The 17,468-nt window shown below is 72.0% G+C and carries 17 protein-coding genes, 2 tRNA genes and 1 pseudogene; 2 read left to right on the forward strand and 18 right to left on the reverse strand.

Annotation, left to right across the window (positions count from 1 at the left end):
- Nucleotides 1-105 precede the first annotated feature (105 nt).
- From ACQPYX_RS07455 to ACQPYX_RS07510, 12 genes and pseudogenes are all read right to left on the reverse strand, one after another.
- Nucleotides 106-768: a GntR family transcriptional regulator gene (locus tag ACQPYX_RS07455; protein ID WP_433802270.1), complete on the reverse strand. Its 663-nt coding sequence runs from the start codon at nt 766-768 to the stop codon at nt 106-108.
- Between the two features lie 77 nt (nt 769-845).
- Nucleotides 846-2,192, reverse strand: coding sequence for an NADP-specific glutamate dehydrogenase (gene gdhA, locus ACQPYX_RS07460; protein ID WP_433802271.1), 1,347 nt, complete (start codon nt 2,190-2,192; stop codon nt 846-848).
- A gap of 450 nt (nt 2,193-2,642) precedes the next feature.
- On the reverse strand, nt 2,643-3,050 hold the full coding sequence (locus ACQPYX_RS07465) for an SDR family NAD(P)-dependent oxidoreductase (RefSeq protein ID WP_433802272.1): 408 nt from the start codon (nt 3,048-3,050) through the stop codon (nt 2,643-2,645).
- A 127-nt stretch (nt 3,051-3,177) separates the two neighbouring features.
- Nucleotides 3,178-3,498 (reverse strand): annotated as a pseudogene (locus ACQPYX_RS07470) (SDR family NAD(P)-dependent oxidoreductase); the annotation flags it as partial.
- A gap of 104 nt (nt 3,499-3,602) precedes the next feature.
- Complete coding sequence (locus ACQPYX_RS07475) at nt 3,603-4,019, reverse strand: VOC family protein (protein WP_433802273.1); 417 nt, start codon at nt 4,017-4,019, stop codon at nt 3,603-3,605.
- Complete coding sequence (locus ACQPYX_RS07480; protein WP_433802274.1) at nt 4,016-5,395, reverse strand: NAD-dependent succinate-semialdehyde dehydrogenase; 1,380 nt, start codon at nt 5,393-5,395, stop codon at nt 4,016-4,018. The genes ACQPYX_RS07475 and ACQPYX_RS07480 overlap by 4 nt, the downstream gene beginning before the upstream one ends.
- Nucleotides 5,396-5,427: 32 nt before the next feature.
- Nucleotides 5,428-5,862, reverse strand: a complete 435-nt coding sequence (locus ACQPYX_RS07485) for a PPOX class F420-dependent oxidoreductase (RefSeq protein ID WP_433802275.1) — start codon at nt 5,860-5,862, stop codon at nt 5,428-5,430.
- Nucleotides 5,863-5,991: 129 nt separating this feature from the next.
- Complete coding sequence (locus tag ACQPYX_RS07490; protein ID WP_433802276.1) at nt 5,992-7,248, reverse strand: 2Fe-2S iron-sulfur cluster-binding protein; 1,257 nt, start codon at nt 7,246-7,248, stop codon at nt 5,992-5,994.
- A complete protein-coding gene (locus ACQPYX_RS07495; RefSeq protein ID WP_433802277.1) occupies nt 7,245-8,120 on the reverse strand; it encodes an FAD binding domain-containing protein in 876 nt (291 codons plus the stop codon). The genes ACQPYX_RS07490 and ACQPYX_RS07495 overlap by 4 nt, the downstream gene beginning before the upstream one ends.
- Before the next feature lie 4 nt (nt 8,121-8,124).
- On the reverse strand, nt 8,125-8,901 hold the full coding sequence (locus ACQPYX_RS07500) for an enoyl-CoA hydratase/isomerase family protein (protein ID WP_433802278.1): 777 nt from the start codon (nt 8,899-8,901) through the stop codon (nt 8,125-8,127).
- A 1-nt stretch (nt 8,902) separates the two neighbouring features.
- Nucleotides 8,903-11,323 carry a xanthine dehydrogenase family protein molybdopterin-binding subunit gene (locus ACQPYX_RS07505; RefSeq protein WP_433803687.1) on the reverse strand — a complete coding sequence of 807 codons (2,421 nt, stop codon included), beginning with the start codon at nt 11,321-11,323 and terminating at the stop codon, nt 8,903-8,905.
- A 1-nt stretch (nt 11,324) separates the two neighbouring features.
- A complete protein-coding gene (locus ACQPYX_RS07510; protein ID WP_433802279.1) occupies nt 11,325-12,839 on the reverse strand; it encodes a class I adenylate-forming enzyme family protein in 1,515 nt (504 codons plus the stop codon).
- A 107-nt stretch (nt 12,840-12,946) separates the two neighbouring features.
- On the opposite strand from ACQPYX_RS07510, the gene ACQPYX_RS07515 reads away from it, so the two are divergent.
- On the forward strand, nt 12,947-13,513 hold the full coding sequence (locus ACQPYX_RS07515; RefSeq protein ID WP_433802280.1) for a helix-turn-helix transcriptional regulator: 567 nt from the start codon (nt 12,947-12,949) through the stop codon (nt 13,511-13,513).
- Nucleotides 13,514-13,811: 298 nt separating this feature from the next.
- On the opposite strand, the gene ACQPYX_RS07520 is transcribed toward ACQPYX_RS07515, so the two are convergent.
- The 5 genes from ACQPYX_RS07520 to ACQPYX_RS07540 form a co-directional block, all read right to left on the reverse strand.
- Nucleotides 13,812-13,887 (reverse strand) — tRNA-Lys (locus ACQPYX_RS07520).
- A gap of 61 nt (nt 13,888-13,948) precedes the next feature.
- Nucleotides 13,949-14,021, reverse strand: a tRNA-His gene (locus ACQPYX_RS07525).
- Nucleotides 14,022-14,062: 41 nt separating this feature from the next.
- The gene (locus ACQPYX_RS07530; RefSeq protein WP_433802281.1) at nt 14,063-14,479 is read right to left on the reverse strand and encodes a cupin domain-containing protein; all 417 of its coding nucleotides are present in this window, start codon (nt 14,477-14,479) and stop codon (nt 14,063-14,065) included.
- A 150-nt stretch (nt 14,480-14,629) separates the two neighbouring features.
- On the reverse strand, nt 14,630-15,238 hold the full coding sequence (orn, locus tag ACQPYX_RS07535) for an oligoribonuclease (RefSeq protein ID WP_433802282.1): 609 nt from the start codon (nt 15,236-15,238) through the stop codon (nt 14,630-14,632).
- A 69-nt stretch (nt 15,239-15,307) separates the two neighbouring features.
- Complete coding sequence (locus tag ACQPYX_RS07540) at nt 15,308-15,508, reverse strand: DUF5708 family protein (RefSeq protein WP_433802283.1); 201 nt, start codon at nt 15,506-15,508, stop codon at nt 15,308-15,310.
- A 106-nt stretch (nt 15,509-15,614) separates the two neighbouring features.
- Here ACQPYX_RS07540 and ACQPYX_RS07545 point away from each other — a divergent pair, with 106 nt between their 5' ends.
- Nucleotides 15,615-16,232 (forward strand): TetR/AcrR family transcriptional regulator, encoded by a 618-nt coding sequence (locus ACQPYX_RS07545; protein ID WP_433802284.1) that lies wholly within the window; start codon nt 15,615-15,617, stop codon nt 16,230-16,232.
- 107 nt (nt 16,233-16,339) lie between these two features.
- Here the strand turns inward: ACQPYX_RS07545 and ACQPYX_RS07550 are convergent, their stop codons facing one another.
- Nucleotides 16,340-17,428 (reverse strand): acyl-CoA dehydrogenase family protein, encoded by a 1,089-nt coding sequence (locus ACQPYX_RS07550; protein WP_433802286.1) that lies wholly within the window; start codon nt 17,426-17,428, stop codon nt 16,340-16,342.
- Nucleotides 17,429-17,468: the final 40 nt, after the last annotated feature.

Genomic DNA, 17,468 nt, shown 5'->3' on the forward strand with positions numbered 1-17,468 from the left:
TCCTCAACAGTCGACTGTTAACAGTCGGCCGTGCCACAAGAGTGCGGGTGGCCCGTGTCTCTGTCAACAGTCAGCATCGGCCGTCACCGGAGCGGCCGAGCGGAGTCAGGCGCTGAGCTGACCCACGAAGTGATCGGCGGCCGAGGCCATGTGCGCCTCGACGATCGCGATCGCCGTGGCGGCGTCGCCGGCCTCGATGGCGTCGACGATCGGGGCGTGCCGGTCGCCCGCCATCATCACCGGGGAGTCGTCGGGATCGCCGTTCATGATCGTGACCCGGATGCGGCCCTCGAGGTGGCGCCACGAGTCGACCAGCATCGAGTTGCCGGACTCGCGGCACAGCAGCAGGTGGAAGGCGAGGTCGGCCTCGACGCGGGCGGCGAAGTCGCTCTCGGTGCCCTGCAGGGCCGCCACCGAACGCCGGAGGGCGGCCGCCGTCCGGTCGCGGTGGTCGGAGGCGAGGATCTCGGTGACGGCGAGCCCCTCGAGGGCCGCCCGGACGCGGAACAGGTCCCGCACCTCGGCGGCGGTGAGCTGGTTGACCCGCAGCATCCCGCGGGCGCCGGCGGTGACGAGCCCCTCCTGCTGCAGGTGTCGGAGCGCTTCGCGGACGGTGCCGCGGCTGACGCCGAGGCGGTTCGCGAGTTCGACCTCACCGAGGTGGTCGCCGGGGCTGTACCCGCCCGTCGTGATCGCCGTCCGCAGGGCGTCGAGCGCCCGCTCGCGCAGCGTCGTCCGGTCCAGGCTCGCCAACGGCTCCACAGACACCTCGGTCCTCCTCGTCGCGCACGAGGCTACCCGGTGATCTCGCCCTCTCGGTGTCGGACTGTCAACACGGCGCCCCGTCAGACGAGGCCGAGCGCGAGCATCGCCTCGGCCACGCGGAGGAAGCCCGCGATGTTGGCTCCGGCGACGTAGTCGCCCGGCCTGCCGTACTCCTCGGCGGTCTCGAGGCAGCGGTCGTGGACCGAGTGCATGATCTCGGCCAACCGCTGCTCGGTGTGCTCGAAGGTCCAGGTGTCGCGCGTGGCGTTCTGCTGCATCTCGAGGGCGCTGGTGGCCACCCCGCCGGCGTTGGCCGCCTTGCCCGGCGCGAAGGAGACCCCGGCGTCGCGCAGGAGGCGGATCGCGTCGGGCGTCGTGGGCATGTTGGCGCCCTCGGCGACGACGCGGCACCCGTTCTCGACGAGCTGCTTGGCGCCGGCCTCGTCGAGCTCGTTCTGCGTCGCGCAGGGCAGTGCCACGTCGCACGGCACCGACCAGATCGAGCCGTCCCCGACGTGCTGCGCGCTGCGCCCCCGCGCCTCGGCGTAGTCCGACATCCGGCCCCGGCGCTGCTCCTTGATCTCGCGGAGCAGGTCGAGATCGATGCCGTCCTCGTCGACGACGTAGCCGGCCGAGTCGGAGCAGGCGATCACCCGGCCACCCAGCTGATGGACCTTCTCGATGGCGTGCACCGCGACGTTGCCCGATCCGGACACCACGACCTTCGTGCCGTCGAGCGATCCGCTCGAGGCCCGGAGGACCTCCTCGACGAAGAACACGAGCCCGTAGCCCGTCGCCTCCGTCCGCACGCGGGACCCGCCCCAGTCCAGACCCTTCCCGGTCAGGACGCCGGCCTCGTAGCGGTTGGTGATGCGCTTGTACTGCCCGAACAGGTAGCCGATCTCGCGCTGTCCGACGCCCGTGTCACCGGCCGGCACGTCGGTGTGTTCGCCCAGGTGCCGGTACAGCTCGGTCATGAACGACTGGCAGAACCGCATGACCTCGGCGTCGGAGCGGCCCTTCGGGTCGAAGTCGCTCCCGCCCTTGGCTCCGCCGATCGGCAGCCCGGTCAGCGAGTTCTTGAAGATCTGCTCGAAGCCGAGGAACTTGACGATCCCGAGGTACACGCTCGGGTGGAAGCGCAGGCCGCCCTTGTAGGGGCCCAGCGCCGAGTTGAACTCCACGCGGAACCCGCGGTTGAGCTGAGGACGTCCCTCGTCGTCGGCCCACGGCACCCGGAAGAGCACCTGCCGCTCGGGTTCGCACAGCCGCCGGATGACCTCGACGTCGGCGGCGGCGTGCCGGCCGACGACGGGTCCGAGGTCCTCGAGGACCTCGCGGACCGCCTGATGGAACTCGTCCTCGCCGGGATTGCGTGCCACGACCTCGTCGTAGACCGCCGTCAACCTGCCGTCCGACGTCGCCACACCGGCCTCCGTTCAGCGCTGAACTCCGAGGGCATCCGCCACGGGCGATGCCCATTCGGTCGAACCGGTACACGGCGTCGCCGGGTCTGCCGAGCACGGCCTGGCCGCGACACCGCTCTGACGTCGAGGGTCCGCGTGCCCTCGAGGTCCAGACACGACGAAGGCCCCGACCGATGCGGTCAGGGCCTTCATGTGGGGTGCGCCGTCAGGGACTCGAACCCCGAACCCAGTGGACAAGGTTCACGTCCGCTGTGGTGGGTCACCTTCGGCATCTGTGCTGCTCAGCGACATGATCGAGTATTATCGATCTTGTGCTGTGGGTGCTCGTCGGCCGCCGTGGTGTGACGTAAGCGGTCCCGAAAGCGGTCCTCTCCGGCCAGCCGATGGCGGGCGGGCACGACGGCACCCACCTCACGGCGTGAGGAGCGGCTGTCCGGACTGCCTGCGGCTTCAGAGCATGAGCTGGCCGCCGTTGACCGGCGCCCAGCTGCCGGTGGTGAACGCGGCGTCGTCGCCGGCGAAGTAGGCCACCGTGCGGGCGACGTCCTCGGGTCGGGCGAGCCGGCGCATCGGGGTCGCATCAGCAAGCTGTGACCTGAGCTCCTCGGGGAGTCGGTCGCTCACGGCGGTGTCCTCCACCGTGGACGGGGCGACGACGTTGGCCGTGATGTCGTGCGGTGCCACCTCAGCGGCGACGTAGCGCACGAAGGAGTCCAGGGCGGCCTTGGCGACGCCCAGGGCGATCATCCCGTCCCGGGGACGTCGGGACAGGCCGGTCGACAGGTAGATCAGCCGTCCCCGGCGGCGGTCGATCATCCCGGGCAGTACGGCCTTGGTGAGCAGGTACGCCGCGTGCATCTCCTGGTCGAGTTTCGCCGAGAGCTGCTCCCAGTCGGAGGTCGGCGAACGAGGTGACCGGGAACGGGGTCATGGCGTTGTGCACCAGCACGTCGAGCCGTCCCCAGCGTTCGACGACCGTGTCGACCAGGCGTGTCACATCGGCCGGGTCGGTCACGTCGCCCTGCACCACCAGGGCGTCCCCACCGGCCGCCCGCACGTCGTGGGCGACGGCGTCGGCCACGGTCTCGCTGTCGCGGTGGTTGACCACCACGGCGTGACCGCGCGCCGCGAGTTCGCGCGCCGTCGCCGCCCCGATGCCCCGGCTGGCTCCGGTGATCAGACACACCCGCTCGCTCAACTGCACTCCTGGCCATCGATCCTCGTCCGAGACGGGCATCGCGCTCGGCTGACTCGTCCCACTGCTGGTCATCGCGTATGCCGGGTGACAATGCGGGGACTCGCACATCGCAGCGGTCTGGCGGCGCCACCTCGCCTCCGACGGGTGGCGCCACCTCGGGTGAGCGACGCGGGAGCGGTCGTCCCGCGCGTGCCCGGATGCTGTCGCCGCCGTCAGTCCCCTGTTGGCAGCCAGATCTCCCAGGCGATGCCGTCCGGGTCGCAGAACGACACGAACTCGGCGTAGCCCGCGTCGCGGGTCGGGGAGTGCTCGACGTCGTGCTCGTCCAATCGCCTCGACCAGGCGTCCAGCGTGGCCCGGTCCGGGACGGTCACCGCGAGGTGGTCGAGCCCCGTCCGCTGCGGGTCGAACCGGTCCCCGCTGCGCCGGTGGGGCTCGTGGATGCCCAGCGTCATCCCGCTTCCGGGATGACGCATCAACCGCCGGGGGTGACCCTCGGAAGGCGGCCCCTCGGTGACCTCGCCGACGCGCTCGAAACCGAGTACGTCCTCGTAGAAGTGCACGCTGGTCGTCATGTCCCGCACGACCAGCGCGACGTGGGCGATGCCGGAGAAGGTCGCGGTGCTCACTGGATCCAGATCGTCTTGGCGTTGACGAAGGACTGCGGCCCGAAGGTGGCGAGCTCGCGGCCGTAGCCGGAGTTCTTCGCCCCGCCGAACGGCACTTCGGGCGTCGATTCGGTGATCTTGTTGATGTAGACCATGCCGCTCTCGACCTCGTTGGCGAAGCGCATCTTCTCGTCCTCGTCCTCGGTCCAGGCACTGCCGCCGAGGCCGAACGACGAGTCGTTCGCGATGGCGATGGCATCGTCGATGTCCCGGGCGCGGAAGACGAGTGCGACCGGTCCGAAGAGCTCCTCGTAGTACGCGGGGGCGTCCTTCGGGATGTCGGCCAGCACCGTCGCGGGGTAGTAGTTGCCGGGCCCGCCCAGGGGCTTGCCGCCGGTGAGGAGCGTGGCGCCCCTGGCCACGGAGTCCTGGACCTGCTGGTCGAGCTCCTCGAGTCCCTGCGGGCCGGACATCGGGCCGAGCTCGGTGTTCTCGTCCATCGGGTCGCCGACGACCAGCGCGTCCATCTTCTCGACCAGCAGCCGCTGGAACTCGTCGGCGATCTGCTCGTGGACGATGAAGCGCTTGGCGTTGATGCAGGACTGCCCGTTGTTGAGAGTCCGGCTCGAGACCGCCGCGGCTGCGGTGGCGTCGAGGTCGACCGAGGGCATGACGATGAACGGGTCACTGCCGCCGAGCTCGAGCACGCTGGTCTTCACGTTCTGCCCGGCGCGGGCGCCGACCTCGCGCCCGGCGGGCTCGCTGCCGGTGAGGGTGACGGCACGGACGCGGTCGTCGTCGATGATTCCCTCGATCTGCGAGCTCGACACCAGCAGGGTCTGAAAGGCGCCCGCGGGGAAGCCGGCCCGGGTCAGCACGTCCTCGATGGCCATCGCCACCTGGGGGACGTTCGAGGCGTGCTTGAGCAGGCCGGTGTTGCCCGTCATCAGCGCCGGCGCGGCGAAGCGCAGCACCTGCCAGTAGGGGAAGTTCCACGGCATGACCGCGAGGACCGGACCCAGCGGCTGGTAGCGCGTCAGGATCTTCGCGTGCTCGGGGGCGTTCGACGGGTGCGGCCACTCGACGTCGGCCAGGGCCTCGGCGGCGTGGTCGGCGTACCAGCGGCAGCCGTAGGCGCACTTGCTGACCTCGGAGCGGGCGGCGACGAGGGTCTTGCCCATCTCGAGGGTGGCGAGCTGCGCGAGCCGCTCGTTGTCCTCGTCGAAGATGTCCGCCGCGCGTCGCAGCCAGGCGGCGCGCTCGGAGAAGGTCGTGTCCCGGTAGGTCAGGAAGGTCTCCCACGAGCGCTGGAGCTTCTCCTCCAGCTGCGCGTCGGTCAGCGCGTCGAACTCGCGGACGGTCTCCCCGGTGGCGGGGTTGATGGTCGCGATGGCCATAGTGGTGATCCCTTCGACAGGACGGAGCGAGGTCAGTCGCTGGTGTCCTTGTTCTGGTCGATGATCGTCTGGCGCTCGGGGGTGACCCAGAGGATCACGCGCTCGGACTTGATGCCCTCGGGCGGATAGTCGGTGCCCAGGTACTGGTGGGCGACCTCGTCGATGTGGGCGCGGGCCTCGTCGCCGGTGGTGGTCCGCTCGACCCGGCCCCGCACCTCGGCGTAGCGGTAGGGGTCCTGCTCGTCGCGGATCAGGACGGTGATCCGCGGATCGGACTGCAGGTTGCGGTAGCGCTTGCGGTGGGTCTCGGTGTTGAGCACCACCTGCCCGTCCTTGACCGCCACCCAGAGGATCTGAGTCTGCAACCGCCCGCTGGGCAGCACGGTGGTCACCGCCGCGAAGTTCTTCCCGCTCGCGAGTTCCTCGGTGACCGGGTGCAGTTCCGGGCCGTTCTTCGTGTCCGCCATCAGCGGTCCTCTCGTCGTGGGGCGGCCGGATGACCGATGCGGCATGCGCATGAAATCGGCGTCGCCCCGGTGCTCCAGCTGGCGTCGTCGTGGACCCGGAACGCGACCAGCGCCGACGTGCGCCGATGGTCAAGCGTTCCCGTGCCGGATGCGGTCACGGACGCGGTGTGCAGTTCGGCGCAGGGCGCCGACAGCGGCGTCCCGGGCCGCCCCGGCCGCGAGTCGTAGCCTGCGCGCGAGGGAGACCTCGGAGACCGAACCGGTCTGGGCGGCCTCGTCCACACCCGCAGCGAACTGCTCGAACAGCCGGCGGGACACGTCCCCGGCCAGGGCCCGGCCGAACTGGGCGACCCGTCCGGACAGGTGCACGTCGGCGTGCGCGGTGAGCTCGGTGCCGCCGTCGGCGGTCGGCGTCGCGGCCAGGACGACGTCGGCGGAGGTCGCGCTGCCGCCGGTGTCCTTCCCCTGGCCGTGGAAGCGGAGCCGGTGGGCGTCCGGGTCCCGCTCGACGACCTGGGCGAGTCCCTCGAACGACAGCTTCACGGGGCCGAGCGCGACGGTGGCCCGCCCGCGGTGGCGGTCCTCGTCGTAGGACTCGACGAGCTGGGCCCCGGGCAGGCAGCGCGCCAGCAGGTCGAAATCGGTGAGCACGGCCCAGACGCGGTCCACCGGGGAGGTCAGCTGCGAGGTCACGTCGACGACCGCCGACGGCGGGCCGGAGGGCAGCCGCACCTCACTGAGCTGCGGAGCCGCCGCCGCGGTGTCCTCGGGCGCCTGGCCGGCGCCGGCCGACGTCCGACCGACCAGCGTGCGCGGCGCGCACGCGCGGGGTTCCGGGACGCCGTCGGGGTAGGACTCGGCGACGTCGGCGACCGCGGCGAGGATGCCGCGGTACCCGGTGCAGCGGCACAGGACGCCCGACATCGCCTCGGGCAGGTTCTCCTCGGCGGCCTCCGGGGTGTTGGTCAGCAGGTCGTAGCTGCTCATCAGCATGCCGGGGGTGCAGAACCCGCACTGCAGGGCGTGGTGGGCGGAGAACGCCTGCTGCAGCGGGTGCTGGTCGTCGGGGGAGCCGAGGCCCTCCACGGTGACGATCTCCGCGCCCTCGCACTGCACGGCGAACAGCAGGCAGGCCCGGGCGGCCTCGCCGTCGAGGAGCACGGTGCACATGCCGCAGACCCCGTGCTCGCAGCCGAGGTGCGTGCCGGTGAGGCCGAGGCGCTCGCGCAGGACGTCCCCGAGGTGGGCCCGGGGCGGCACCTCGACGGTGGTCTCGGTGCCGTTGACGACGAAGGTCACCTCGGCGGTCTCGTGTGCTGCGACCCGGGCAACGGGCGCGGGCACGCGGCGCGAGCCGGTGTCATGGCGCTCAGGTGCGGCGGTCATGCGATGGTCCTTCCCTCGCGGGCACGGCGCAGCGCCCGGGACAGCTCGCGGGCGGCGAGGACGGCGAACAGCCGCCGCCGGTAGCCGGTGGAGCCGTGCGTGTCCCCGCCGGTGTCGACGAGCGCGGCGGCCAGCTCGGTGGTGGCGGGCCGGAGGTCCTCCTCGCTCTCGCCGGTGGCGAGCAACGCGGTGACGTCGCGGGTGACCGCCCGGTCGGAGATGCCGAACCCCGTGAGGACGGCGGAGCGCACCGCCCCCGAGTCGGCGACCTGCACCCGGCACACCACGCCGGCGAGGGCGAAGTCGCCGTGCCGGCGGGCGATCTCGGCGAACCCGAACCCGTCCCCGGGACGGGCGGCCGGGAACGTGACCGCGGTGACGACGTCCTCGGGCCCGGCCGCCGTCGTCATGGCGCCGGTGACGAACTCCTTCGCCGGAACGGTGCGGGCCCCACTGGGCCCGGCCACCTCGACCTGCGCGTCGAGGCAGCAGGCCACGGCGGGCAGCTCCGCGGCCGGGTCGGCGTGGGCGAGGCTGCCGCACACGGTGCCGCGGCTCCGCAGTTCCCGGTGCCCGACGAAGGGCATGGCCATCGCGATCAGGGGCACGTCCCGCGCGGCCGGATCGTGCTCCACGACCCGCTGCCGGACGGCCGCGGCGACCCGGTAGCCGGAGCGCGCGTCCGGCCCGTACTCGGTGAGCTCGGGAACGGCGGTGACGTCGACGAGGGTGGCGGGGCGGCCCAGCCGCATCGCGAGCACGGGGACGAGGGACTGGCCGCCGGCCAGGACCTTGCCGTCCCCGCCGGCGAGCTCGGTGAGCACGTCGTCGAGGGTCGGGGGCCGGACGTAGGCGAAGGGTGCTGCTTTCACCGGGTCACCGCCCGGTGAAGACGGGGGCGCGCTTCTCGCCGAACGCCTTCACGCCCTCGGCGAAGTCCTGGGTGGCGCGCAGCATCGAGTAGGCCTTGCGCTCCAGCTCGATGCCGGTGTAGAGGGGCCCGTCGACGCCGCGGTCGAGGACCTCCTTCGCCGTGCGCAGCGCGGCGGGGGAGAGGCTCGCCATCTTCTGCGCCAGGGCGTCCGCGGCGGAGTTCAGGGCGTCGCGGTCGGCATGGAGTTCGCCGGAGAGGATGCCCCAGTCCAGTGCCTGCTGGGCCTGGATCCGGGTGGCGGAGAGGATGTGGAACTTCGCCCGGGAGAGGCCGATGAGCCGGGCGAGGCGCTGGGTGCCGCCGGAGCCGGGGATCATGCCGAGGTTCATCTCGGGCAGCGCCAGCTGGGTGCGCCCGGTGCCGAGCCGGATGTCGCAGGAGAGCACCATCTCCAGCCCGACGCCGAAGCAGTACCCGTCGATCGCCGCGATGACCGGCTTGGGGCTGCGGGCGGCGGCGGTGACGTCGTGCCCGAGGTCGGTGAGGTCGATCGGGTCGACCTCCATGAACCCGGCGATATCGCCGCCGGAGGTGAAGTGCTCGCCGTCGCTGCGCACGACCACGACCCGCACCTCGGGGTCGGCGTCGATCTCGGCGAACCGCTCGGCCACGAGCCGGCGCATCGCCATCGTGACGACGGTGTACCTGCCGTGGGAGAGCGTCACGTAGGCGACGTGGCCGTCGCGCTCGAGGGTGACGTCGCCGCCGGTCAGTGGCATGTCAGGCGTCCTTCCGATCGGTGTCGAGCAGCTGGTGGAGCACCTCGCCGTGCAGGGGCAGGGAGGTGACGTCGATGCCGAGCGGCGCGAGGGCGTCGGCGACGGCGTTGGCGTAGGCCACGGGGAAGCTCATCGAGGAGCCCTCGCCGCAGCCCTTGGCCCCGAGCGGGGTGAGCGGCGACGGGGACACGACGTGGTCGGTGAGCAGGTCGAAGCCCGCCTCGGCCGCGGTGGGGCACAGGTAGTCGAGGAACGTGGCCGCGGTCGGCTGGCCCGACGGGGCGTGGGTGAACTCCTCGTAGGCGGCGCCGCCGAGCCCGTGCACGAGGGCGCCGTACACCTGCCCGTCGAGCAGGGTCTGGTCGAGGACGGTGCCGGCGTCGTGGACCGACGACACCCGGTCGACCTCGATCTCGAGGGTGTCCGGGTCGATCCGGACCGCGACGATCTCGGCGACGAAGCCGTAGCAGAGCGAGGAGTTGATGCGGTCGTCCGCCGTGGCGGCGCGGGTCTCGCGCGGGGAGAACTCGGCCTCGGCGTAGAGCCGGGCCGGGACCCCCGGGGGGAGCGCGGCGGGGTCCCAGTGCACGACGCCGGCCGCGTGCCGGAACAGGACCCCGCGGCCGTCCGGGGCGGCGACCTGGCCGTCGGCCAGGACGAGCGTCGTCGGGTCGGCCCCGTCGAGCAGCGTCGACGCGGCGGCCCGGACGGTCGACGCGATGGTGTCGGCGGCCGCGACGACCGCGCTGGTCACGAGCGGGGCGAACCGGGAGGAGTAGCTGCCCGAGGTCACCGTCCAGGGGGTGGTCGCGGTGTCCATGTCGATGACGCAGCGGACCTGCTCGAGCGGCAGCCCGAGGCGCTGCGCGGCGACCTTGCGGGCGACCGTGGCGTGTCCCTGGCCCTGGGGGACGGAGCCGAGCATCACGGTGACGACGCCCTGGGGGTCGACCGACATCCGCACGTGCTCGGTGGACCCCGACTTGTCCCGGCCCGGGGTCCGCTGCTCGGCCGGGGTGGCGAGCCCGACGTAGCCGATGTTGGTCCCGGAGGGGTCGACGACGAGCGCGGTCCCGATGCCGTAGTGGGCGCCGGCGGCCCGGGCCTCGTCGCGCCGGCGCTGCAGTTCGGGCAGGTCGGCGTTCTTCGTCGCGAGGTCGAGTGCGGCGAGGTAGTCCCCGGAGTCGTACACCCCGCCGGTGGCGGTCTCGTGCGGGAACGCCGTGATGAGGTTGCGGCGACGCAGCTCGAGGGCGTCGAGGCCGAGTTCGACGGCGATGTCATCGAGGAGCCGTTCGAGCCCGAAGTAGAGCTGCTGGCCGCCGAAGCCGCGGTTCAGCCCGGTCGGCATGGTGTTGGTGACGACGGCCCGGGCCCGGATGCCGACGGCGTCGATCCGGTAGGGCCCGGTGATGTTGCCGAAGCAGCGGTACAGCGTCGACGGCTCCGGGGGCCGCAGGTAGGCGCCGACGTTGTCGACGAGGTCGACGCGCAGCGCGGTGATCGTGCCCTCGCCGTCGAGCGCCGCCGAGAACTCCATCGACCGGTCGGCGCCCGACGAGCTCGCCGTGAGGTGCTCGACGCGGTCCTCGGTCCAGCGCACCGGGGTCCCGGCGTGCTTCGACGCGAGCGCGAGCAGCACCACGTAGGGGTAGATGCCGGCCTTGATCCCGAAGCTGCCGCCGATGTCGGCCGGGACGTGCAGGCGCAGCCGCGAGGTCGGGATCCGCAGCGCGCCCGCCATCACCGGCACCATCGAGAACGGCCCGTGGAAGTTCGCCCAGGCCTCGACGAACGGCCCGCCGTCCTGCTCGGTCCAGTGCGCGATGACCGAGTAGCACTCCATGGGCACCGAGGAGTAGCGCGGGAACTCGTAGCGGCGGGTCACCACGTGCGCGGCGGCCGCGAAGTGGTCGTCCGGTGCGTTGAAGGAGAAGGTGCGGTCCGTCGCGACGTTGGACTCGGCGTCCTCGTGCAACCTCGGCGCGTCGTCGGCCAGCCCGGAGCGGGCGTCGCTGACGGCGGACAGGTCCTCGTAGGCCACGTCGACGAGCTCGGCGGCGTCCTCGGCGACGTAGCGGTCGGTCGCGACGACGACGGCGATCGGTTCGCCGACGAAGCGGACCTTGTCGACGCCGGTCGGCAGGTAGGGCATCGCCGCCCCCGTCGACAGCGGGAACGGACGCAGCGCAGCCCGAACCTCGTCGGGGCCGATCACCGCGGCGACCCCGGGGTGGCGGCGGGCCCGCGACAGGTCCACCGATGTGAGCCGGGCGTGCGGCCGGGTGGAGCGCACGACGGCGGCGACCAGCGTCCCTGGCAGCGGGTCGAGGTCGTCGAGGAACCGGCCGCGGCCCGCGACCAGGGCGGCGTCCTCGTCACGCGACGGCGTCCACCGCGGCGGTGCGGCCTCTGCGGTCATGTCAGGCACGGGCCTCTCCTCGGGGGGTGTACTCGCCGGCGACGAGCGTCCGGCGCAGGGTCTTGCCGACCCCGGAGCGCGGGATCGCGTCGACGGCGATCGCCTGCTTGGGCCGCTTGAGCGACGGCAGGTGCTCGCGGGCGTGGGCGAGCGTCGCGGCGGCGGCCAGCTCCGGCTCGATCCCGGCGGCGGGCACGACGAAGGCGCTCACCGCGCGGCCCCATCGGTCGTCGGGCAGCCCGACCACGCAGACGTCGTCGATCGCCGCGCAACGGATGAGCGCCGCTTCGATCTCGTCCGGGTAGATGTTCTCCCCGCCCGAGTTGATCATGTCGTCGGTGCGGCCGGACACCCAGAGGTCCCCGTCCTCGTCGGCGATCGCGAGGTCCCCGGTGTGGTACCAGCCGTCGCGGATCGCCTTCGCGTTCGCGTCGGGGCGGTTCCAGTAGCCGCCGAACGCCTCCGCCGAGGCCATCGACACGATGACCTGGCCCTGCTCGCCGGGCGCGACCTCCTCGTCGACCGGTGCACCCTGCATCGGGGCGATCAGGCGGACGCGGGAGAACAATCCGGCCCGTCCGACGCAGCCGGGCTTGGCGGCGACGTCCGCGCCGATGGTGAACGTATAGATCTCGGTCGATCCGAAGTGGTTGACGAACGAGCGCGGCTGCACCGCCTCGGCCAGCGCCTCGGCCAGCGACGGGGTCATGGCCGCCCCGGCGTAGGCGAGGTTGTCGAGCCGGTGGGCCTCGCCGAGGCGCCCGGTGCGCAGGAGTGACCAGTAGATCGTCGGCACCAGGTACAGCGATCCGATCCCCTCGTCGCGGATCAGCGCCATCGACTCGTCGGCGTCGAAGGAGGGCTGGGCGACCCACGTCCCGCCGAGCACGATCGAGGCCAGCAGCGTGCGCAGGCCCATCGTGTGGAACAGCGGCATCACCCCGAGCGTGGCGACGCCCGCCCGCTGACCGGTCTGCATCACGTGCGCGACGGCGGCGGCGTGCTCGGCGCGATGGGTCCGGGGCACGCCTTTCGGCTTCCCGGTGGTCCCGGAGGTGTAGAGCATCACGCTCACGGCGAACTCGTCCGGCGCCGGCGGTACGGCCGTGGTGTCGGCGACCTCCGCGGCCGCGTCGACCTCGGCGACGTCATGGATCGGGACCGCGCCCGCGGCGGCCTCCACCCGCGAGGCGTGCGCCGGATCGGTGAGGACCATGACCGCGCCCGCGTCCCCGAGGCAGTAGGCGAGCTCGTCGACGCCGAACCGCGTCGACAGCGGCACCGAGACCGCGCCGAGCTTCTGCGCGGCCAGGTGCAGGCTCGCGAGCGGCTCGCCGCCGTGCATCACCAGCGCCAGGCGATCCCCGGCCCGCACGCCCCAGCCGCTCAACGCCGCCGCGAGGCGGTCCGTGCGCTCGTCCCACTCGCGGTAGGTCAGCCGGCGGCCCTGCCCGGACACCGCCCGGCGGTGCGGGTGGCGTTCGGCGGCCCAGCGAAGCATCGATGCGAGGTCCATCAGCGGCCTTCCCTTGGTATGAAACGCACCGTACGTTTCGTACGGTGTGAAGGCAAGGGTGGTCGCCGCTAGAGTCGGGTTGTCGATCTCGCGGGGAGGAGGGCCGGATGCGTCTGTCGACCACGTCGTACCTGGTCCTGGGGATGGTGGCGTTGCGCGGGCCGTCCACCCCGTACGACCTCAAGCGGGCGACGAGCCGGTCGGTCGGATACTTCTGGAACTTCCCGCACGCGCAGCTGTATTCGGAGCCGGAGCGCCTCGCCGCGTCCGGGCTGCTCGCCGTCGACCTGGAGGACAGCGGCCGCCGACGCAAGACCTACTCACTCACTCCCGAAGGTCGGGCCGCCCTGCAGGAGTGGCTGGCCGCCCCCACAGCCGAGCACTTCGAGATGCGCGACGTCGCCGAGCTCAAGCTCTTCTTCAACGAGGCCGGCGCGCCCGACGACGACGTCCCGAAGCTCGCGCAGGAACAGATCCGTCAGCACGAGGAACGGATCGCCGTCTACGAGGAGATGGTGTCCCGTCACGGCGACGAGGACTGGGCGCGGCCTCGCATGATCACCCTCGAGCTCGGGCTCGAGATGGAACACGCCGCCCTGCGCTTCTGGACCGCGCTCGCCGCCGGCACCATCGACGACCTGCGCCGCGAGCGCGACGAGCGCGATATTCGCTGACCGCACGCCGATCCCGTTCATGTGCACAGGGGCGGGACTCGATCAGCATCGCTGGACCGATGGCGGCCGACGGCGAGCAGGGAGCACCGTCTTGACCGAGCCCTTGCCGACCCGGCACTCCTCGGGTCGACCGAACCTGTTGCTTCGGCGGAGTCCCACCGGCGAGCGACGCCCCGTTAGGAGTCACTCACTCGGCAGAAGCCGATCTTCGACGGCAACCGTCGCGAAGAGTTTTCGGTCCTTCAAGCGGTCAGCGATCACGTCAACAATGATGACGCATACCGCTGACCTGCACGTATGGTGCGCCGTCAGGGACTCGAACCCCGAACCCAGTGATTAAGAGTCACTTGCTCTGCCCATTGAGCTAACGGCGCGTGACCAGAAGACTAACACTGCTGATCTTCCGGTCCGACAGTGGGGTGCCACTGCCGTCCGGGTGAGTGACGGGACTTGAACCCGCGACACCTGGGATCACAACCCAGTGCTCTGCCAACTGAGCTACACCCACCATTGGCTGCCACCGGCGTCCCGGCGACCTGACAGAGACTACTAGCCGCCGTCGACCAGGTTCTCACCGGGTCGCTCCGTCGCCACCTCGAGGAACCGGTACACGACGTCGGCGAACGCGGTCGTCGGGAAGGAGAACAGCACCCGGGCAGGCCCGTCGTCGGCGCGGAGACCGTGCTCGATCCCACCGGGTAGGCGCACGTGCGTGCCGGCCTGCGCCGTCGTCTCCTCCCCGGCGAGCCACACGACCGCCGTCCCCGACACCACGAAGTACAGCTCCGTCGCGGCGTGACGGTGCCGCCCGAGCCAGTCGCCGGGCTCGAGATCGATCACGCCGGTGGTGAGGTTGTGCGGCGCCGGGTCGGACCCGTCGTCGAGCAGGCACCAGCGCAGCCGACCGCGGACGGGGTCGTCCCAGGTCTCCCACGGCTGGTCGACGGCGGCGGTGAGGAGCGGCATCGGGCCTCCCGAGGGCGGAGGGCGTCCCCGGGGCTCGAGGCGGACCTCTCCGGGTCGACCGAGGCACGGAGGCCGGAAACCCGACGTGGCGCGCGGCTGACGTCGATCGTCGGTCGTGTGCCAGCGCTGCCATGCGACGACCCTGACGAGTCAGGAACCCTCGGCGTCCACCACGTCGGCGGCGGCCGCGCGGGCCTCGTCGGTCGTGGGCCCCGGAAGCGGCACGAACGCCGTGCGGCGGTAGTACTCCAGCTCGCGGATCGACTCGCGCGCGTCGGCCAGCGCCCGGTGGGCGAGGCCCTTCTCCGGCTGTGCGTAGTAGATGCGCGGGTACCAGCGCCGGCACAGCTCCTTGATCGAGCTGACGTCGATCATGCGGTAGTGCAGGTAGGAGTCCAGCTCCGGCATGTCGCGCGCGATGAAGCCGCGGTCGGTGGCGATGGAGTTGCCGCACAGTGGAGCGGAGCGGGCGTCGGGGACGTGCTCGCGGATGTAGTCGAGGACGAGCTTCTCGGCCTCCTCGAGCGTCACCGACGACGCCCGGACCTCCTCGGTCAGCCCCGACTTCGCGTGCATCTCGACGACGACCTCGGGCATGTTGTCGAGGTCCTCGTCGGAGGCGTGGATGACCACGTCGACGCCCTCACCGAGGGGGACGAGCTCCTGGTCGGTCACGAGCGCCGCGATCTCGATCAGCTTGTCCTTGCCGAGGTCGAGCCCGGTCATCTCGCAATCGATCCACACCAGCCGTCCGTTCACCCCGCCGACCCTACTGACCTCGACCGATCCCGGCGCGCGGGCGTGATCGACGCTGTGGCCTCTCCGGCGTCAGACCTTTGCGCGAATGGCCCGCCAGGCGCTGTGGCCGAGCGTGGCGATGACCTCGAGCCCTCCGACGACCATCAGCACGAAGCCGACGATGCGGAGCGAGACGAACGGGAGCTCGACGTCGCCCAGGACGAGATGAACGACGAGGCCGACCGCGAACACCACGAGACCGGTGGTCAGGGACCGGAGTTCCGAGGACATGACGCCCTTTCGACGAGACGGCTCTGTTGTAATACGACTGTACGATAACGGAGGGAGTGATGGCCACGCCTCGATGCGGTCGTCGCCGTGAGGGAGGGTGCGGGACGTGCCGAAGTCGGTCGACCATGCGGAACGCCGCGCCGAGCTCGCCCGCGCGGTGTGGCGGGTGGTGCGTCGGGCTGGAGTCGACGGTGCGTCGGTGCGGGCGACGGCCCGAGAGGCGGGGTGGTCGGCCGGGACGGTCCAGCACTACTTCTCCACCCAGGCCGAGATGCTGGTCTTCGCCATGGAGGCGATCTCGACCGAGAGCGCTCGTCGTCTCGATGCGATCGAGGCGGACGCGGACCTCGACGCGCAGGCCGCCGTGCTCGCCGCCGTGGAGTTCCTGGCGCCGCTGGAACCCGACGCCCGGGTGGCGGCAGAACTGTGGGTCGCCTTCCTGGCCCGGGTGGTGGTGGACGACCGGATCCGGGCGGTCCATGCGCGCGACGCCGCCGCCCTCGCGGGCGAGTGCAGCAAGCTGGTCGGGACGCTCGTCCGACCCGTTGACGAGGCGACCGTCGAGCTGGAGGCCGCACGACTACACGCGCTGCTCGACGGGCTGACGATCGCGGCCGTGACCGAGCCCGAGCGCATGCCGCCGGAGCGGGTGCGGCAGGTCCTGCGGCACCACGTCGCGTCACTCGTCGCGACCGGCGGCGGTCACGACGCTGCGCCGGCGTAGAGACCAGCCGCTCGACGGCTCGACCGATCCCGGCGCGCGGGCGTGATCGACGAAGTGGGCTTTCCTGTCACTGGGTGCAAGCAGTGACGCTTTGCTTGCACTGACGACTAGTGGGAGAACGCCGCCAACTGCGCCGAGCGCACGTCGTCGGTCTGCGCCTGCACGAGGTGGAACATCGCCTCGCGCGACCACCGCTGCTCGTGCGACGACGAGTACATCGCCGACCCGCCCCGCGCCGCCACGAGCCCGGCCGCCGCGCGGACGGTCAGCTCCGCGATCCGGCCGCGCAGCTCCAGGCGCTCGTCGACGAACCGGTCGCGGTCGGGCGAGAACCGCAGCTCGTACGCCCGTTCGCGCAGCGGCCACGCCGTCGACGCCAGGGCCTGCGCCTCCTCCACGGCGGCCGGCCGGTCGCGCTCGTGCCCGGTCCGCAGCGTCTCGTCGATCACCCGGCGCAGCAGGCCCAGGGTCGCGGGCTTCGTGTCGACCACGGTGCCCGCGTCGCGGCGCCGCCACTCGTCCAGCGGCACGACCGCGGCCACCTCGTCGGCGTCCACCGCCATGTCGTCCAGCCGCAGCCCCACCGTGTGCGTCCCGCCCATCACGGCCAGCGCGTACGGCTCCGAGGCCACCAGACCCGGCCGCTCGTGGGCGGGCAGCAGCGCGAACACCGCCTCGTCGGCGTCGGTCACGGCGGCGATCAGCACGAGGTCGACCAGGCCCCACCCGGTGCACCACTCGGTCCGCCCGCTGAACCGCCACCCGGACCGACCGTCGGGCACGGCCCGGATCGCCGGCGGACCCGGACGCCGCAGATGGGCCACCGCGATCCCGCCGAGCTCGTCGCCGCGGCAGAGCGCCTGGCGGTACTGCTCCGCGGCCGGGTACGACGAGTCGAGGGTCAGCTTCTGCGGCGTGCGGTGCTGGGTGAGCACGAACCACGTCGCGGCGTCCGCCCCCGCGAGGATCTCCTCGACCTCGGCGAGCGCGCGGTCGTCGCGGCCCATCCCGCCGTACTCGGACGGGGCGGCCACGCCGTAGAGCCCCTGCGCGGCGAGCCAGCGCAGCAGGCAGCGCTGGACGCCGATCGCCGGGTCGTCGCTGTCCGCGGCGTTCTCCAGCAGCATCTCGGCGGCCCCCCGCGCGAGCGCGAGGGGATCGGACCCGATCGCCAGGTCCGGCGGATGGACGGTCATGTCCGCAGGTTCTCCTGTGGGGGGAGGGGAGTCGAGAACC

The sequence above is a fragment of the Actinomycetospora sp. CA-084318 genome, assembly GCF_050955885.1.
GTDB lineage: Bacteria > Actinomycetota > Actinomycetes > Mycobacteriales > Pseudonocardiaceae > Actinomycetospora.